General features: G+C 40.2%; 17 protein-coding genes. All 17 read right to left on the bottom strand.

Translation table 11 applies throughout. From position 1 onward, the window contains the following. Nucleotides 1–38: 38 nt before the first annotated feature. Nucleotides 39–2,519: an ABC transporter permease gene (locus PGP85_RS06425; protein ID WP_270326603.1), complete on the bottom strand. Its 2,481-nt coding sequence runs from the start codon at nt 2,517–2,519 to the stop codon at nt 39–41. Next, nucleotides 2,520–3,179, bottom strand: coding sequence for an ABC transporter ATP-binding protein (locus PGP85_RS06430; protein ID WP_270326605.1), 660 nt, complete (start codon nt 3,177–3,179; stop codon nt 2,520–2,522). It abuts the gene before it with no gap. A 140-nt stretch (nt 3,180–3,319) separates the two neighbouring features. Beyond that, nucleotides 3,320–4,447 (bottom strand): sensor histidine kinase, encoded by a 1,128-nt coding sequence (locus PGP85_RS06435; protein WP_270326608.1) that lies wholly within the window; start codon nt 4,445–4,447, stop codon nt 3,320–3,322. Then, nucleotides 4,420–5,094 (bottom strand): response regulator transcription factor, encoded by a 675-nt coding sequence (locus tag PGP85_RS06440; protein ID WP_270326610.1) that lies wholly within the window; start codon nt 5,092–5,094, stop codon nt 4,420–4,422. Before PGP85_RS06440 ends, PGP85_RS06435 begins: the two co-directional genes overlap by 28 nt. Before the next feature lie 116 nt (nt 5,095–5,210). Then, entirely contained in the window at nt 5,211–5,915 is a 705-nt protein-coding gene (locus PGP85_RS06445; RefSeq protein ID WP_010740647.1) for an MgtC/SapB family protein, read from the bottom strand. Between the two features lie 102 nt (nt 5,916–6,017). Further along, nucleotides 6,018–6,725, bottom strand: a complete 708-nt coding sequence (locus PGP85_RS06450; protein WP_270326613.1) for a pseudouridine synthase — start codon at nt 6,723–6,725, stop codon at nt 6,018–6,020. Between the two features lie 103 nt (nt 6,726–6,828). Next, nucleotides 6,829–7,407, bottom strand: coding sequence for a CatB-related O-acetyltransferase (locus tag PGP85_RS06455; RefSeq protein ID WP_270326614.1), 579 nt, complete (start codon nt 7,405–7,407; stop codon nt 6,829–6,831). A gap of 212 nt (nt 7,408–7,619) precedes the next feature. Then, entirely contained in the window at nt 7,620–8,321 is a 702-nt protein-coding gene (gene nagB / locus PGP85_RS06460) for a glucosamine-6-phosphate deaminase (RefSeq protein WP_010740650.1), read from the bottom strand. 343 nt (nt 8,322–8,664) lie between these two features. Further along, complete coding sequence (locus tag PGP85_RS06465; protein WP_270326615.1) at nt 8,665–9,804, bottom strand: mannitol-1-phosphate 5-dehydrogenase; 1,140 nt, start codon at nt 9,802–9,804, stop codon at nt 8,665–8,667. Between the two features lies 1 nt (nt 9,805). Next, nucleotides 9,806–10,243, bottom strand: coding sequence for a PTS sugar transporter subunit IIA (locus tag PGP85_RS06470; RefSeq protein WP_090404654.1), 438 nt, complete (start codon nt 10,241–10,243; stop codon nt 9,806–9,808). A gap of 33 nt (nt 10,244–10,276) precedes the next feature. Then, nucleotides 10,277–12,328, bottom strand: coding sequence for a BglG family transcription antiterminator (locus PGP85_RS06475; RefSeq protein ID WP_270326618.1), 2,052 nt, complete (start codon nt 12,326–12,328; stop codon nt 10,277–10,279). 87 nt (nt 12,329–12,415) lie between these two features. Next, entirely contained in the window at nt 12,416–14,176 is a 1,761-nt protein-coding gene (locus PGP85_RS06480) for a PTS mannitol transporter subunit IICBA (RefSeq protein ID WP_251867920.1), read from the bottom strand. Nucleotides 14,177–14,343: 167 nt separating this feature from the next. Beyond that, complete coding sequence (locus tag PGP85_RS06485) at nt 14,344–14,715, bottom strand: DUF956 family protein (RefSeq protein WP_270326621.1); 372 nt, start codon at nt 14,713–14,715, stop codon at nt 14,344–14,346. Between the two features lie 107 nt (nt 14,716–14,822). Further along, the gene (locus PGP85_RS06490) at nt 14,823–15,734 is read right to left on the bottom strand and encodes a PTS system mannose/fructose/sorbose family transporter subunit IID (protein ID WP_270326623.1); all 912 of its coding nucleotides are present in this window, start codon (nt 15,732–15,734) and stop codon (nt 14,823–14,825) included. A 21-nt stretch (nt 15,735–15,755) separates the two neighbouring features. Then, nucleotides 15,756–16,559: a PTS mannose/fructose/sorbose transporter subunit IIC gene (locus tag PGP85_RS06495; RefSeq protein WP_270326625.1), complete on the bottom strand. Its 804-nt coding sequence runs from the start codon at nt 16,557–16,559 to the stop codon at nt 15,756–15,758. A gap of 33 nt (nt 16,560–16,592) precedes the next feature. Further along, nucleotides 16,593–17,585, bottom strand: coding sequence for a mannose/fructose/sorbose PTS transporter subunit IIA (locus tag PGP85_RS06500; RefSeq protein WP_270326626.1), 993 nt, complete (start codon nt 17,583–17,585; stop codon nt 16,593–16,595). A 74-nt stretch (nt 17,586–17,659) separates the two neighbouring features. Continuing rightward, complete coding sequence (locus PGP85_RS06505; RefSeq protein ID WP_251867917.1) at nt 17,660–18,160, bottom strand: PTS system mannose/fructose/N-acetylgalactosamine-transporter subunit IIB; 501 nt, start codon at nt 18,158–18,160, stop codon at nt 17,660–17,662. Nucleotides 18,161–18,352 lie beyond the last annotated feature (192 nt).

An 18,352-nucleotide genomic window follows, 5' to 3' on the forward strand; every position in this document is an offset into this window, starting at 1 on the left:
AACGAAAGCTGCCGGCGTATTTGCCGGCAGCTCTTTTTTTATTCTGACGCTTGAATTCGTTTGATCACTGTCTCTTTATTAACGATCGTCGTAGTCGCATAGGTCAGAATCAGCTGAACTATAACCACTAACAGTATCATTAACAGGACTTGGATCAACGGGTATTGATAAACTTTGATCTGCATCAAGGCATTGCTTTCAGCGTATACGTAGACCAAGTAGCCTAAGATGCTACCTATTCCTACACCCATTAGAAGGATTCCTCCGGCATAAACCAAGCCTTCTGTTTGCAGCATCCGTTTCATTTGACGGTTAGACATACCCAGCGCCTGCATGACGCCCAACTCCTTTTTGCGGCTCAAAATACTATCGATGGTCGTATTGATCAAGTTCATGATTCCAACGATTGCTAGGACCAGCATAATCGCATAGCCTGCGCCGGTCATCATTTGCATGGACCCTTCCCACTGTGCCAAAATTTCTTCATAACTTTCAAGATTGAAGAGTTCATTTTCTGCTACAAGGTTTTCAATTGCTGGTTGAATGGCTTTAGCCTGTCCTTTCGCTGCTTTGATATTGACGTAATAAATCAGATTGTTTTTGGACATTTTTTTCAAAGCTTCATTACTCATTAAGAAATTATCGTAATTACTAACAGACTCTGAAAAATTTCCACCTGCGATAATGGTCATTTCTTTTTCAAACGAACGGTCTCCATCAAAAAATTTAAAAGTCAATTTGTCCCCTATCTTGATCTCTGGATAATTAGCGATAAAATAGCCTGTGGCAATCACTTTATCGCCAGAGTTTAGTTCATCATAGTTAGCGCTGCCTTTCTTGATATCTTTTTCGATCAAGTCCATCTGCTCTTTCGAAATTCCGCCGACAGATAATCCCATCGGATCATCCGACCCAATCTCCTTAAGGTCCGGTGTTTCCCCGGTTATTGATTGAAAAGTATCCACTTTCTCAACACCATTAATTGACTTTATTCTATCAATCATTTCATCGTTCAGCGGATTATTTTGCTGGATCGCTGTCCACTCACGTTCTGGACGCATTTTATCATTGGAAACAGATTTGATACTAATTCGATAATCTTCCGCAATCGTATCTCGGGCGATCTGCTTGGGATTCGTACAGCTAAAGACAGTTGAAATGACAACAAATAGTATCCCAATCATGCCGAGTGAAAAAATAGTGATAAAGGTCCGTTTTTTATTTCTTGAAAGATTTGCACGGGCTAGTCTTTGTAAATTAAGATCGATGAAACCCTTCCGTTGTTTTTTCTTACTTTGTGCCTGTCCGGTGTAACGCATTGCCTCGATCGGCATAATTTTGCTTGCCTGTCGCATAGGCTTCAATGAAGCTAAAATGACCGTCAATAACGTAACCCCGATCGTCATGCCAACAATCCATGGAAGGACCAAAGATACTTCTCCTTTTTCAAGAACCTCCCGCATGACTTTGATCGTGGCAACCTCATTTTCAATCGTTGACATCAGTTGGAAGAAGACAAATTTAACGGTAGCAATCCCGATCAACAGGCCAATTGGGATCGAAATTCCTGCCACGATCAAATTTTCTCTCAAAATGATTTGGCGCGTTTGACGTTTTGTCGCCCCTAAGGCAGCCAGCTTCCCGAAGTCCTGAACTTTATTGATCAGAGACACATAATATATACTATAAATTGTTAATGCGCCCGCCACGAGAATGACTGCAATAATGATCGCCATCCCTGAATAAAAGGCCGGATCAATATAGTTAGCAAAAAGATAGTCGCTATTTTCAACGATATTGTCCTCAATCACATCAAAATTTTTCCCGATTTCTTTGACTTTCTCTTTAATCGCAGCCGTTGATGTTGATGCTTCCTCGGTTAAGCGAACCATCATGCGATAGCTGCGTTGATCTTTTGGAATGACCTCTTGCATGAAGTCTTTAGAGATCAGCATTGAAAAGATTTTTCTATCGGTCTTCCCCACACCATCTGGCGAAATACCGGTTAAACGAAAAGATCTTTCCTGTTGCATCCCCAGGCTGTCTTTTTCAAAGAACTGCAATGGGATAGAGATCGTATCTCCAATTTTCGCTTTGGGATAGCCAAGTTCTTTTAAGGCATTTCTAGATAAAACAGCATCATTGGCCCTTTTAGGTGCGTGACCGCTGACAAATTTTTGCTTGGTTAATTTTTGAGCCTCTGTATCTAAATAACTGATCAAAATATAATCATCAGCAGATAATGCCGCTTCACCGACATCTTGACGCAGCCCATAGTTGCCAATCGCATCATGTTGACCGATCTTTTCCATATTTTCTTCAGAAACATTGCGATACATTGCGTGCCAGGTTGGATAAACCTTATTGACCGCCGCATTTTGAACATTTACTACGCCTAAGCCAATCGAGGTGATCAAGAAAACTAACACACTGGTTAAAATGATCGCAATTCCTGAAAGCAGATTTTTTCCTTTATGATACTTCGTATTGGCCAGCGCCACCGTATTAGTCATCTTCATTTAGATCACCCGCCCGTCTTCAATGTGCACGATGTGATCCGCTGTTTGAGCGATCCCCTCATCATGAGTGATCATAATCAATGTTTGACCAAATTTCTCAACAGATTTCTTTAATAGGGACATCACTTCCAATTCGGTTTTAGTGTCCAAATTACCTGTCGGTTCGTCTGCTAAAATGATGGCAGGCTCTGACGCAATCGCTCGTGCAATCGCCACCCGCTGCTGTTGCCCACCAGAAAGCATACTCGGCAACGCTTTTTTCCGATCACTTAAACCGATCGTCGTCAATAAATCTTCGACAAAAGCCTTATCGACTTTACGATTATCTAATCCAATTGGCAGAACAACATTCTCCCACACATTCAATGATGGAATCAAATTATAATTTTGAAAAATGAACCCAATTTTTTGACGACGGAAAATAGCTAATTCTTCGTCTTTCATACGGAAAACATTTTTGCCGTCTATAATCACCTGCCCCGAATCTGGACGATCCAAACCGCCGATCAGATTTAGCAAAGTACTTTTCCCAGAACCTGATTTCCCAACTACCGCAACAAAATCGCCTTTTCCAACTTCCAAATCGATATGGTCAACGGCCTTTACAATTGAATTCCCGTCATCATAATGCTTTACTAAATCCCTAATTTTTAAAATCATTTTTCTCCCTCTTTCCTGTTCTAGCTTATTTCTATACTCTTAGTATAAAAAAGAACCCTTGCAGGATTCTTTCAGCGAACATAACAATTTTGTAAGAAAAATAGAAATAGCTTTACGAACACCTTCATCAAGAGGTTAAGTTAAGCTAACGGCAATGTTAATTGAAAGTTGGCACCTTTTGGATGGTTCCGTTTCACCATGATCGTTCCGCCTTGCTCCTCAATAATCTTCCGTGTAAGATACAAGCCCACACCTGAACCTTCTACCGAGTCGCTGTGACTGCCGCGATAAAACCGTTGGTAAATTTTATTTTGTTCTTCTTTTGTGATCCCGGGTCCCTCATCTTTGATCTCAACCAAAACATAGGTTACTAATGAAGATACTTGTACCTTAACCGTTGTCTTTTCAGGAGCGTACTTGACCGCATTTTCCAAGACATTCCCCAATGCCTCTAGGGTCCACTTTTCATCCACATAAACCATTCGATCCTCTGCCAATTCCACTTCCAGTTCCATTTCTTTTTCGACAGCCTTCATGATGACACTATTGACTGATTGATTGATTAATAACTGCAGCGAAAGCTTTTGCGGTCGTAATTGAATTAAATCTGTTTCAAGCTGTGAGATCTTTGCCAAACCATCTAACATCAAATCAAGTTTATTAATTTGTACTTCGGCCTGTTCAGCAAATTTTTTCCGCTCCTGTTCAGCATACTGTTCCGAGAGCGCGATATCTAAACTTAGCTTTAGAGAAGCCACCGGTGTTTTCAATTGATGGGTGATGTCTGTGATATTAGATTTTAGATTCCCCTCTTCTCGTTGACTCCGTTGCAGCATTAATTCATTATGCGCAGTTGCTTCGTGGAACTCTTTTGTCTTCTCAACTAAACGATCCTGAATTTTTCGTTTTTCACGTACCTGCCAAAAAAAAGTTGCCGAAAGCAGCAACCAACAACCTATGAATAAGCCCAGATTTCGCAGCAAATAGCCATCTAAAATATGTGAGAGACTCATTTTTCCCAATAAGTCATATTTTTCTTCTAAAGCCTGCCCCGACTTTGCCAATTCATTAGTTTTCGGCTCATCAAAAGCTTGGATCAACTTAGCTTCAGAAAAAGAGTTTTCTCTATTCAGCATAACCAGAGTCGACTGCTGATCCTCTTGAAGCTCCGTTCGCATGATTAGATTCTGGGCAATAAAAAGAGCAAAGCAGATTGCTGAGAGCAGCAGATAAAATAGAGTTATTTTTTTTGAACGTCGTTGATCCATAAATAGCCCACTCCTCGAACGGTTTTGATTCGTTCCTTGCCGATTTTTTGGCGCAAACGACTGATATTGACTGAAACAGTATTTGTGTCCACGTACTCGCCTTTCGTGTCCCAAATTTGATCCAATAATTGATCCGAGGACAAAATTTGCTTCGGATTCTCCATAAATAGGATCAATAGCTGAATCTCTGTTTTACTTAAAGGCAAAATTTCTTCGTGCAATTTGACTTTCATTTCGGTCAAGGATACCGACAATTCGCCAGATACCAATGATTGTCCCTGATTTCGAACGACCCGTTTCATCATGGCCTGAACCTTCGAAACCAAAACCATCAAACTAAAAGGCTTCGTCATATAGTCGTCAGCACCGTGCACATATCCCGTTACAATATCATGTTCTTGATTGTAAGATGTCAGCATCAAAATCAGGACATTCGATTGCTCGCGGATTTTTTTACAAAAATCCAATCCGCTGCCATCGGGCAAAGAGAGGTCGCTGATAATCAACTCGATCTCATTTTGCTGAAAGGCTATTTCTGCCGATGCAATGTCTAAACAAGCAACGACCTCATAGCCTTCTCGTGTCAGACATAATTGAATACCATTATTCAAATTTGAATCATCTTCTAATAAAAGGATTTTTCCCATTCTTTCCTCCTAGATCAACTCTTACTCTTAACTCTATCAATGAACGAATGCTCTGACAATACAACTTTCAAGAAAAAAGAAGATAAAATCATCGTGAAATGATTTTATCTTCTCTCTTAAACATTGATCATCCGTAGTTTGGTGATGTTTTTGTACATCGAAAGGTCTTCGATTACATCGGTGTAATTCATTCCTCGCGGCAGATCGATCGTATAGACATTCGTATAAATCCTGTAATCATCCATGAAATCAACATCAAAATCGACATCTTCCACTTCAATTTTTTTGCTGTCAAAGTAGTTCATGATGAATTCTTTAGTTGCTTCACGATGAATATAGCGTATTTCGAGTTTTTTGATGGCATTGATTTTGATGATGCGTTTGACCACCGTCAAAGCCAAAATAATTCCAACAAAGCTGCAAATAGCGATTGTATAATATCCCATTCCAATAGCAATTCCCAGTCCGGCGCCAGCCCAGATCGAAGCAGCAGTAGTTAATCCTTTGACTGACCGATTACTGACCATAATCGTCCCTGCTCCAAGGAAACCAATTCCGCTGACAACTTGAGCGATCAATCGTGCTTCATCCGCTCGTACAACTCCTACAAACTCTGGCTTGGCCGCTGCATACCGCAGTGCCTGATCAGCAATTTCAACTTGGATCAAGGCAATGATGGTCGCTCCCATACAAACCAAGATATGGGTTCGAATTCCCGCGGGACGATTTTTATATTCACGTTCAATACCGATGGCGCCGCCCATAACCATGGCCAAAAATAAGCGCAGCATTATTTCGTATACTGATAATTTCAAATCCATCTGTGCACCACCTCCTAGTTCACCTATTATAAAAACTTGGCTTCTCATCCTGTAAAATCATCGCACTTCTAGTATAGCACGCTCAGAAAAAAAGCGAGTCTCTTAACCTTTTAGCATCTGCAACTCTTCTTCGGTCAACGGCCGATAAGTCCCTTTATTCAAAGCTTTCGGCAGCGTTAAATCACCCATGCGAATTCTTTTCAGATAGGTTACTTCTTTCCCGCAAGCTTTGACCATCCGCTTCACTTGGTGAAATTTCCCCTCATGTAAAATAATTCGCACCACTGACATTTCTTCCGTTACCTCGTCGATGAACAATTCCGCCGGCAACGTTAACTCTCCATCTAGTACGATCCCTTCTGTAAACTGCTTCTGATCGCCATCAGTCATTACTCCGCTGACTTCAGCGAGATATTCCTTTTCGACATGTTTCTTTGGGGACAACAGTTCATGAGCCAGCTTACCATCATTAGTAATCAGCAATAACCCTTCAGTATCCTTATCTAATCGTCCAACAGGAAAAAGATCGCTGCGATAATCTTTAGCTGAAAACAAATCCATCACTGTTTGATCACGATTGTCTTCTGTCGCACTTACCACCCCAGCTGGCTTATGTAGTAAATAGTAGTAGTATTCTTGATAATGCAAAACTTCCTCTTGAAATTCAATCCTATCTTTTTCCGGATCGACCTGTCGTTTGTCCGATTTTTCAATCTGCTGATTCACAGTGATTTGGCCCTTTTTAATGAGTTGTTTGACTTCTTTACGACTGCCCAAACCGACCTCAGCTAAAAACTTATCTAAACGCATCGCGCACATTTTCCCTTCGCTTACTTTCTAGCTTTCACTATAGCCAAAGGAAACAAAAGAAGCAAGCCGCAAAAAAACTCAGCCGAAACGGCTGAGTTCGAATTCATTTACGTAGTAGCAGGTCTACGTCTCCATTTTTTAAGTACGGAATCGCGGCACGAATTTTTTCGTATGACCAATCCCACCACTTGAGCTGCTGCAGCTTCTGAATCGTTCCCGGATCAAAACGCTTTTTGATCTCTCTTGCTGGAATACCGCCTACAATACTATATGCGGGAACATCCTTAGTCACGACCGCTTTGGCCCCGATGATCGCACCGTCACCAATATGAACACCCGACAAGATAGTCGCCTCATACCCGATCCATACATCGTTTCCAATCACGATATCACCTTTATTGTCCCAAGCCGAAGCTACCTGCTCCTTATCCAATTGCCACTCCTCAAAAAATAATGGAAAAGTGTACGTAGAAAGCGCTGACTGTCGATGGTTCGCACTATTAAAAATGAAAGTCGCGCCACAGGCAATCGAACAAAATTTCCCGATGACCAGCCGATCATGATTGATCGGGTACTGATACAGTACATTGTTCTGCTCAAAATCACAGGGACTTCGTCTAAAATCATTATAAATCGTATACTCACCGACCGAGATATTTGGCCGCTTGATGGCATTCTGCAAATAGATCGTCTCATGATCATTACTTCTGGGATAAAGCTTTTTTTCTGGAATAGCCTATCACTCCTTTAATTGAATCTGAGTTAACCATTCCAGACTAAACAATGCACCTCTTCATACGATCACACTCCTATAACTAAGTATACCATCAACTTTTAAATTAAAAAAAAGTGCCAAGGAAAATATCCCTGACACTAAAAAATTTAAGCTGTTTATTATAGTTTGCTTGCTGCGTCTTCGTCGATGATAACTGTTACGTCAGCATGGTTTTGTAAAACACTTGCTGGTACGTCAGTAGTTACTGAACCTTCGATCATGTCTTTGATTGCATCAGCTTTGTCTGTACCGAAAGCCATCAACAAGATTTTTTTGCTCTTCATGATTGAACCAATTCCCATTGACAATGCATGTGTTGGAACGTCTTCAACTTTATCAAAGTTACGTTTGTTCGCTTCGATTGTTGATTCTGTTAATTCAACTACGTGAGTTGTTACGTCAAATGAAGTTCCTGGTTCATTGAAACCGATATGTGCGTTGCGGCCGATACCTAATACTTGCAAGTCAATCGGATGATCAGCGATCACGCCGTCGTAACGTTTGCATTCAGCATCTAAATCTTCTGCTTTACCATTTGGTACAAACGTTTCTTTAAATGGTTTTTTGTTGAATAATTGATCATTCATGAAGTAGCGATAGCTTTGAACATCCTCGCCAGCTAATCCTACATATTCATCTAAGTTTACAGAAGTCATATCTGAAAAGTCTAAATCACTAGAAGTCATTTCTTGATATAAAGTTTCAGGTGTACTACCAGTTGCCAGCCCTAATACTTTTACGCCGTTTTCCATTCCATCTTTGATGATTTCAAATGCTTTTTTTCCGCCTTCGTTGGCATCTTTCACACGAATTACTTTCATGGGTAAACGCTCCTTTATCAATTTGGTATACACCAATTTTAACACCCTTCAACAAATATTACAACAAAAAAGTCTAGACCAAAACATTAATTTTTTATCATTCTAACCTAAATTCATTATCCTCAATTTCTTCGGAAACGTAAAGCATCTATTTCTGACAACTAAAATTGCTGACTACACGTTCGCCAAAATAGTTACTCTCATTATACTAAGATTCAATCAAATAACTTTTTCACTGATCATAATAAACGAACTTATCCTACTCATTTTTGCTATCAAATAAAAAGCAAAACGTGTAAAAAAACTCCAGTACAGAATTTCTTCTGCACTGGAGTTCGGAGGATTATTTTTGATATCTAGCTGAAATTTCAGCGATCAATTCGTCATCTTTAAGATCGGTAATTTGTTGGATCACTTCTGCAACGGATTTTTCTTTTAAGTATCCTTGCAGTTCGACGCTTTGTTCATCATTTGGATCATCGTATTTCAAGACCATTGCTACGACATCCACTAAATTTGTGTAATCCAAACCGCGTTCTTTCAATTCTCTGATTGGACGAATGAAACGTTCGTCAAAACCTAATTTACGAATCGGCGTCCGAGCCACGCGACTGATACTGTCAGAAATATATTTATTTTCAAAACGACTAACGATCTTATCGATATAGGCAAAATGTTTTTCCTTGTCGAAATCCCATTTATTAATCAATAAGCTGCCCGTTTCACCAAGAACTGCACGAAGTTTCTCTAAAACACGTTCATCAGCGATTGCTTCATCAATAGTTTTATAGCCTTCATAAGCACCCGTATAAGCAACTGTCGCATGCCCTGTATTAACAGAGAATAGTTTCCGTTCGATATAAGGTTCTAAATCTTCTACGTATTCTACGTCATCGAGGTGCAACTCTTTGTTCTTACTTTGCGTTGCATCAATCACCCATTCACTGAAAGGTTCCACGGATACAAATAATGGATCTTCATGGTGTTGAATCGGTACAATACGATCGACTGCTGCATTGGGGAATCCGATGTATTGTTCCACATAGCTCTTGTCTTCAGCTGACAAGAAGGCTTGGACTTTTTCAAACAAGAACTGACTGCCGCCAATCATATTTTCACAGGCAATCACATCTAGTGGTGTTGTATTGCTCTCATTGCGGCGTTTTTGAATACCTTTTGCGATTAATTCTGCAATAAAGGGTAAGATATTTGGCCCAATCGCGGTCGTCACAATATCTGCTTTGCTGACTGAATCGATAACTGCATCCGGATTGGTTTGATTATTTAAACCATCCACGTTTGAGACATGAATTTCTTTTTGACTTTCATCTGCTAACTGGATCGTGTATTCGTTCCGCTCATTCAAAGCATTGATGATCGTTTCATTAATATCGACAAAATCGATTGAAAAACCATTTTTTGCTAAAATCTCTCCGATAAATCCGCGTCCAATATTTCCTGCGCCAAAGTGTGTTGCTTGCATCCTATTCTACCTCCTGAAGATAGCCAATGACTTCTTCTTTTGTTTTTGCATCTGCTAATTTTACGACATTTTCAACATCTGAACAAAAGATCGCGATCTTCTGCAAAATATCTAAATGCTCATTTTCGATTCCAGCGATACCAAACAGCACCATCGCCACATCCTCTGTATCATCTTTACCAAAGCGAACGCCCGTTGGGACTTGAATCACTGAAATACCACTTTTCTTCACATAGCGTTTTGCTTCATCGGTTCCATGGGGGATCGCGATAAAGTTTCCCATGTATACGGAAACTAACTCGTTTCTTTCGATCATGGCATCGATATAGCCTTCTTCCACGCAACCCGCATCCACTAAAAGCTGTCCGCTCGCGCGAATCGCGTCTTCCTTCGTTGCATATTCCTGATCTAACAAAATCATTTCTGGCTGTAATTCCATTTTAAATCCCTCCGATATTTTTCTAAGCTATCGCTAATTTTCTCGAATCTCTTTAACAAACAAAGAACTCAATAACTGATAAATGATTTCCTTGTTGCCGAATTTGTAGATTTCAGTATTCAGATCACTTTCGATCACTGAACTGCTGATTTTTCCTAACAGACTTTGTTGGCTTTCCGGCATTGGGTCAGGCGCTAATAATAATAAGACACGCGTTAGTTCAATGCTTTTCTTATCCATACCTTGGATCAAGAACTTTTGATCAAGGTCATAGATGGTAAATAATGGTTCTTTGACATGAGCATCGGCACAATGGAACAACGCAAAATTGGTTTTTGGAACACCAATCGGTGCTATCAAGTACCGTTTGATTACTTTTTCCGTCACTATTTTTGCATCTGAGACGATTGTCCCCTGCAACTGATCAATAATTTCTTCCAAAGTTAATTCAATCGTTTCCTGCGTCTTTATTGGCTTGACATCAAAGTTTTGCAGCAAGCTGTTGGCTATTCGCATCGTTTCATAAATCTCATCAAAAGCCTCGCTAGGTTCTTGCTCCGGCTCATTCATTGTTTCATAAAGTTTTTCAGGATGCAGTGTCTGGATATACTCCTTGATTTCTTTGATTTCATCATCTAATAGTAATGGTGAAATTACTTTGTATGGCAAATGGAAGCCCGGCAAGAAGACCGTTGCTAAAATCAGATCATAACTTTTATAATCCAATTGATTCATTTCAGAAATTTTGGCGACCTGTACCTTTTCGATCTCATTCAAATATTTATGAATGCGGCTTTCTAAAATTCGAGCCGTTCCGATCCCGCTAGAACACAAGACCAATGCTGAAAGCGCTCGTCCACTCGGATGCCGCTCCAATGAAGTCGCAAAATGAATCACAACATAACCTAACTCATCCGCTGTAAATTGGTGGTCCGGAAAGACCACTGCCAACTCTTTGATAATCGCTGTTGTCAGCTCTTGATATTTCTCACGAATTTTCTGTAATAATGGATTATTCGCCCCTTGGATAACCGTCAAGTTCCGCTTTAGCGCGGCGGACATATGAGCGGATAGATCATTGAAAAGCTGTTCATCTTTACGGAAATCAATACTCATCTGCTCAGAGACTAAGCGAATCAATTCTTTGATCTTATAGGAAAGCTCCACATCAAAACTATCAATAAAGATATTTTGTGGTTTCTTATAATTTACACCCTCTAATTGAAAAGCAAAGAAGCGAACTTCTTGTGGCGGAATCGATTTTTTGATCGTCGTCGCTACCTTGATCATGATCTGACTGGCGATCTGCATACTTTCAGGTTTGGCCTTATTTTCTCGCTCAACTTCGACGAATCGATCTTGCGCCATTCGGTCAATCGACAAAGCTAACAATATCAATACTCGCTGCAATTGATTATCGGTCACCTGTTCGAAGACTTGCTGGGAAATTTGTTCAAAGATCGTTCGTGCCAATAACAAACTCGATTGGCTCAATAAATTTAAAAAGAAGTTATCCGTAGTTGTCTTCTCTTCATCTAATGAATCAATGAATTGGAAAAAATCAAATTCACTAACACCGTTATAGATCAAATTGCTTAGCAGCTGTCGACGCTGCTTCTCGCGACCTTCAATTCGGATTCCTCGACCCTTTAATCGCTGCAATTCCAAACGATAGTCGATTAGGCTTGTTTCAATGGTTGCTAGATCCGAGGTGATCGTTGCAGGACTGACTTTAAAATCAATCGCCAATCCTTCAATTGTCTCCTCTTCATCCATTAGCAGCAAAGAGCAAACGATCGCACTTTGCCGTTGCACATTGTCTGTAAATAATTCTGCTTGTTTCTCTTCTAGTTGTTGCTGTAGACGCTCAAGATTTAATGATTCACCAACGATCCGATAACCTTCGCCACGCGGCTTGATAATCTGGATATCCTGAGATTTGATTGTTTTTTCAATACTCGAAATCTCACGATAGACCGTCCGTTTGCTGACTTGCAAAATATCTTGCAACTCTTCCGGCGTGATCCCGTTTGGATAATCTAATAAAAGGGAAAGTATCTTCTTTTCGCGAATCGAAAAATACACAATATCTCCTCCAATAATTTCAAAAGGGTAAAAGCAGTGAGAATCCTCACTGCTTTAAGAGTAATACGATTCTGTAAAAAAGACTACTTATTTCCTTAAGTTTTGAATGACTTTGTCATATTTTTCCGAAGCAACTAAGTCGGTCAATGGCACATGTGTTGCGCTTGGTGCTTGTTGTTCTGCTTTGATTGTTTCAGCACTGTTTGTAATGATCAATGCATTCGTTGCATCTTTCAACTCGCTGATCGCTGCAACTGTCACAGGATAATTCAATCCGTTGTCTTTCAACAATTTCTTCAAGGTTGTTGCACCCATATTGGCAGAACCTTTAACTTGATCATAACCAAAGACAATGTGATCGACTTTCGAATAGTCTGCTAAGCCTTCTACTACATCATCTGTCTGCGGCTTTTTTCCGCTGTCACCAGAAGTTTTTTCTTCTGACAAGTTTTCCACGATTTCATCATAACGAGGAGAATTCATGAAGTTTTCTACTTGAACAAAGGTTGCACTTGGTGCTTTTTGTGTCGCACGTTCATGCAATTCTTCTTGCGTTACGATCAGTGCATTTGGATCATCTGTTAAATTATTGATTGCTGAATTGGAAACTGGTAATGATAATCCGGCTTTTTTCACTTTATCTCGTAAAACCGAAGCACCCATCGCACTTGAACCCATTCCAGCATCACAAGCGAAAATGATTTTGTTAACGTTGCCGAACATTTCTTGATTTTCAGCCTTCATCGTGCCTTGACCTTTGCTTTCTGCTTTCGCTCCAGCAACGGCTGCTTGCGTTGCGGCCAAATCATCTTCGTCACTGTTGTCAGATTTGATAATGATCATTGCTACTAAGAATGAAACAATACATCCAACAACGATCCCTGCTAAGTTAGCAAAGATAGCATTAGGCGGTGTCATAGCCATAATAGCGATGATGGAACCTGGAGAAGCTGCGGCACGTAAACCTGCACCTAACAATTGGAATGTAAATGTTCCGGCAACCCCACCAGCCATAACAGCTAAGAATAAAAGAGGTTTCATCATTACGTATGGGAAGTAAATTTCATGAATCCCACCTAAGAATTGAATAATGATCGCACCTGGTGCAGAAGATTTCGCCGCACCTTTACCAAATAGTGTGAAAGCTAACAAGATTCCTAGCCCTGGTCCAGGGTTTGCTTCTAATAAGAATAGAATTGATTTTCCAGCTTCTGCTGCTTGTTCAATTCCAAGCGGAGTCAAAATACCATGATTGATTGCATTATTTAAGAACAAAATTTTCGCAGGTTCAATAAAAATATTTGCTAATGGCAATAAATGCATATTGATAATTGATTCAACACCTGCTGCCATTAAATGTGTCGCACCTTCAACAACTGGTCCAATCGCATAATAACCGATGATCGCTAAAGCAAAACCGATCAATCCAGAAGAGAAGTTATTAACTAACATTTCAAAGCCGGCTTTAATTTTATCTTGGAAAGCATCATCAAATTTCTTGATACACCAACCGCCTAAAGGACCCATCATCATAGCTCCGATAAACATTGGAACGTCTGATCCGACAATAACACCCATTGCTGCGATTGCCCCTACAACTGCACCTCGTTGACCATGTACCATGCTGCCGCCTGTATAAGCTATTAATAATGGCAATAAATAAGAAAGCATCGGTCCAACTAATGTGGCAAGCTGTTCATTGGGAAAATAACCATCTGGGATAAATAGCGCTGTGATAACCCCCCAAGCGATAAAGCCCCCAATATTTGGCATTACCATCCCTGACAAGTGACTTCCGAGACGCTGGACTTTTGCCTTAAGTCCACTTTTTTGTCTAGTAGCTTCCATTTCTTTTTCCTCCTTGAGAAATAATATAAAATGATTTCGTTTACATATTTATCATAGCCCCTCGGGTATCCGCTTTCAATGAAATGTAGATAGAGCTTTGGCACAGAAGTTTGTGCCAATCCTAAAAAAAAACGTCTAGCCAAACAAAGGCTAGACGTTTTTTAAGATTACTTTTTGAGTTTGTTTTGAAAACCACGTTTAATGACATCGAAGAAGCCTAATGATCGAACCATATGATCTGGATCAACGTATTCACGAATTGCTCGCAATACTTTTTTGGGCTCCTTAGAAGCAAAAGAATAGGTACCATTTTTCTTTGTTTGAATCGCATAACGCGGAATCCATTTTCCTTTAAATACGACAGAAGCGATAACATACTCCACTTCTTCCCAGGGAATTTGCACGAACTTGCGTGCATCGCGATTATTGAAAAACTCAAATCCCTTATCACCAATCATAATTTGTCCATAATCGGCAACTCCTAAATACGAGGTAGCATCGATCGTCAAATCGACCTTAGTATTGATTGATTGAACCATTAGACCTACTCCATTTCCATATATGTATCTGCAATCATTATACTTATTTTTTTCCTATTAAGCAAAAAATGCTCGGGCAAGCCCGAGCATTTTTAATGATTGACTTCTTACATTACACCTAATACGTGTAAGCCAACACCAACTACGAACAAGCCAAGAATAATGACAATTGGAGAAACTTTTTTCTTCAATAACCACATGCAAAGCAATGTCAATAGTAATGCAGCAAGACCAGGAATCAATGAATCCAAGTTATCTTGTAAAGTAGTTACTTTTGAACTATCTAAAGCAAGTCCTGAACCTTGTTGTGTTAATGCTTCTTTAATACCTTGTGCACCTGCAGGCAATTTATCCCATTCGATATAAGCACCTTTATCCAATTTAACAGTAGAAACAACCGGTGTAAACTTCACATTTACCCATCGTTGCACTAAGGCCCCTAGGACGAACATACCTAGAATAGAAGCACCTTTAGTAACTTTTTGCAATAATCCACCTGAAAGGTCATCTGTGATTTTAGAACCAGCACGGTAACCAAATTCTTGTGTATACCACATGAAGGCCCAACGGATAATATTCCAAGCAAGGAAGAAAATGATTGGTCCTAAGATATTTCCAGCTAATGCTAGAGATGCACCTAGGGCACCTAACATCGGACGTACAGTGAACCAGAAAACTGGGTCGCCGACACCGGCTAAAGGTCCCATCATACCAACCTTAACCCCTTGAATGGCTACATCATCAACGGGTGCGCCATTGGCACGTTCTTCTTCAAGCGCTAAAGTAACACCGATGATTGGTGAAGCAATATATGGGTGAGTATTAAAGAATTCCAAATGACGTTGCATTGCCAATGTACGGTCTTCTTTAGTTTTGTATAATTTCTTAATCGCTGGCAACATTGCGTAACACCAACCACCATTTTGCATACGTTCATAGTTCCAAGAACCTTGAATGAAGGTAGAACGCCATGCAACGGCTAAACGATCTTTTTTCGTTAATTCGATTTTTTCTGCCATTTTATTTCTCCTCCTTCAAGATTAATAATCATTCAAAATGTCGCCTAGTGGATCACCAGTATTGCCTCCACCGCCATTAGATGAACCACCTGAGCTTTCTTGTAGGTTCAAGTAAATCAAAGCGAATGCAACCGCGATAACACCTAATGCGATCAACGTTAATTGAGAAATAGCTGCAATTGCAAAACCAATTGCGAAGAATGGCCATACTTCTTTTGTAGCCATCATATTAATAACCATTGCGTAACCAACGGCAACGACCATACCACCGCCGATAGCCATACCATCTGTTAACCATGCAGGCATTGATTCTAAGAATCCTCGTACAGTATCAGCAGGAATAACTAATAGTGCACCTGCAGGAATAGCAATACGAACACCTTGCATACATACAGCAATGATATGCCACATTTCAACCTTGCGCATTTCACCTTTTTCAGCTGCCGCATCCATAAAGTGGACAATTGGTACAGCCAAAGTACGAACGATCATTGTTAAGAACAGTCCAGCAACAGCTAGAGGAACAGCGATTGCAATCGCTGAAGAAACACCTTTAACTCCTTGACCACCTAAAACTAAAATAATTGCAGATGCAACAGATGCTAATGCAGCATCCGGTGCTACGGCAGCCCCGATGTTTGCCCAACCTAAGGCGATCATTTGAAGTGAGCCGCCAAGGACGATCCCAGCTTCTAAATTACCGGTTACTAAACCAATTAATGTACATGCTACTAGTGGTTGGTGGAATTGGAATTCATCCAAGATTCCTTCCATACCAGCTAGAAAGGCAACGATTATTACTAATACCATTGAAATACCAGACATTATAAGCCCTCCTATTTAAGTTAATTTTGTTGCTTAAGCGTTTTTCAATTCAGCTTTTGCTTTGTTCAGGATTTCATCCATGTTGTCTTTAGAATCATTTGGTACTTTACGTACGTCAAATTTAATTCCTTTTGCTTTCAATTTTTCGAAAGTATCAACATCTTCTTGACCCATTGACAATACTTTACTTACTACGACTTTTCCAACTGAGTGAGCCATTGAACCAACATTGACTTCTTTAATATCAACGCCGCCTTCTACTGCTCGTAATACATCCTCAGGGTTTTCAAATAGCAACAACGCTTTGGTATTTCCGAAACGAGGGTCTTTTGAAATTTCAATCATTTTGTCGATTGGAACAACATTCGCTTTAACACCTGGAGGTGCCGCTTGTTCGATCAGTCTCTTACGAAGATCGTCTTTTGCCACCGCATCTGAAACAACGATGATTCGGCTAGGACCAGTTGTTTTAGTCCAAGCAGTTGCAACTTGTCCATGAAGTAAACGAGAGTCAACACGTGCCAACACAAACTTGATGTGTCCGTCGCCAAGTACTGTTCCTTCTGGAATAGCTCCTGATGGTTGATTACTTTCTGCTGCAGCCGTTGGAGCTGCTTCAGCTGGTTCTAATTCCTCTGGACGAATTCTTACGCCTTCTTTTGCTGTTCCAGAAACATGAGCAGCGATTTCATGCGCCGTTTCCATTGAGAAACGTGAAGCGTATGCTTCAATCAACATTGGTAAGTTCATACCAGCAACGATTGCCCACGTGTCTTTGTGTTCTTCAAACAAGCTGTTGGCTTGGTTGAAAGGAGTTCCACCCCAAAGATCGACTAAGAACAATACTTCGTCTTGGTTTTCGAAAGAAGCAATTGCATCTTTCATTTTTGCCTTAATGTCATCCGGTCCTTCACTTGGCATCAAAGTAACAGCTTTGACATTTTCTTGTTCTCCAAAGATCATCGCTCCGGATTGCAAGATACCATTAGCGAATTCACCATGACTGGCAATGATAATTCCTACCATCTTCATACCTCCTACTATTATTGTTACAGCTCAAAAATATAAATAAGTTCTAAAAACCTGTAACCAAAATTAATTTACTGCAGCATCTTTTCTTTCCTGATCAATTGCATCAAATCTGTTTTACGGTCCGTTGGTACTTGTCTAATTTCTAATTCAATATCCGATTCTGCCAGCTTGATAAAAGCTTTTACATCTTCTCCATCCATTGAAATAAAGTTAGTGATCATTTTCTTTCCTTCACTAAACCGCATACCGCCAATGTTGACTGTTTTCAGGTCAACACCTGATTCGACGACTTCAACGACATCTTGCGGAGTAGCAAACAACAGCATGATCTTCATTCCATCAAACAATTGATCTTGATACACTTCAACCAGTTTTCTTTTTGTGACGACATTGGACTTGATTCCTGGTGGTGCGGCTTGCTTTAGGAGGAACTTACGCAACTCATCATTCGCGACCTCATCACTAACCACTAAGATTCGCTCAATCCCTGTTGCTTTGGACCAAACGGTTGCAACCTGACCATGAATCAAACGATCATCGATACGAGTGAGTCGAATATCCATTACCATCCCACCACCTCCTGCTACTACAAGGCTCAGATGCTAAAAGACTTGTGCTACATTTTTTGAGTACAGTATCGCACAGGTACTCACTTATAATAAAGCAAGTACCGTGCCAAAATACACTAACTGGGAATTACCAATCTAGCGCTTTTTTTAACGATACACAAAAAGGATACAGTATACTGTATCCCTCTTTTG

Origin of the sequence: Enterococcus malodoratus (assembly GCF_027659535.1) — a bacterium.
Lineage (GTDB): Bacteria > Bacillota > Bacilli > Lactobacillales > Enterococcaceae > Enterococcus_A > Enterococcus_A malodoratus.

Bases quoted from the DNA above. Each gene is read 5' to 3' on its own strand.
- PGP85_RS06445 (WP_010740647.1), bottom strand. From the start codon at position 5,915: ATGGATTTGAAATTATCAGTATACGAAATAATGCTGCGCTTATTTTTG.
- PGP85_RS06430 (WP_270326605.1), bottom strand. From the start codon at position 3,179: ATGATTTTAAAAATTAGGGATTTAGTAAAGCATTATGATGACGGGAAT.
- PGP85_RS06495 (WP_270326625.1), bottom strand. From the start codon at position 16,559: ATGTCTGGTATTTCAATGGTATTAGTAATAATCGTTGCCTTTCTAGCT.
- PGP85_RS06470 (WP_090404654.1), bottom strand. From the start codon at position 10,243: ATGGAATTACAGCCAGAAATGATTTTGTTAGATCAGGAATATGCAACG.
- nagB (WP_010740650.1), bottom strand. From the start codon at position 8,321: ATGAAAGTAATTCGTGTGAAAGATGCCAACGAAGGCGGAAAAAAAGCA.
- PGP85_RS06440 (WP_270326610.1), bottom strand. From the start codon at position 5,094: ATGGGAAAAATCCTTTTATTAGAAGATGATTCAAATTTGAATAATGGT.
- PGP85_RS06425 (WP_270326603.1), bottom strand. From the start codon at position 2,519: ATGAAGATGACTAATACGGTGGCGCTGGCCAATACGAAGTATCATAAA.
- PGP85_RS06490 (WP_270326623.1), bottom strand. From the start codon at position 15,734: ATGGCAGAAAAAATCGAATTAACGAAAAAAGATCGTTTAGCCGTTGCA.
- PGP85_RS06505 (WP_251867917.1), bottom strand. From the start codon at position 18,160: ATGGTAATGGATATTCGACTCACTCGTATCGATGATCGTTTGATTCAT.
- PGP85_RS06480 (WP_251867920.1), bottom strand. From the start codon at position 14,176: ATGGAAGCTACTAGACAAAAAAGTGGACTTAAGGCAAAAGTCCAGCGT.
- PGP85_RS06485 (WP_270326621.1), bottom strand. From the start codon at position 14,715: ATGGTTCAATCAATCAATACTAAGGTCGATTTGACGATCGATGCTACC.
- PGP85_RS06450 (WP_270326613.1), bottom strand. From the start codon at position 6,725: ATGCGTTTAGATAAGTTTTTAGCTGAGGTCGGTTTGGGCAGTCGTAAA.
- PGP85_RS06435 (WP_270326608.1), bottom strand. From the start codon at position 4,447: ATGGATCAACGACGTTCAAAAAAAATAACTCTATTTTATCTGCTGCTC.
- PGP85_RS06465 (WP_270326615.1), bottom strand. From the start codon at position 9,804: ATGCAAGCAACACACTTTGGCGCAGGAAATATTGGACGCGGATTTATC.
- PGP85_RS06500 (WP_270326626.1), bottom strand. From the start codon at position 17,585: ATGGTAGGAATTATCATTGCCAGTCATGGTGAATTCGCTAATGGTATC.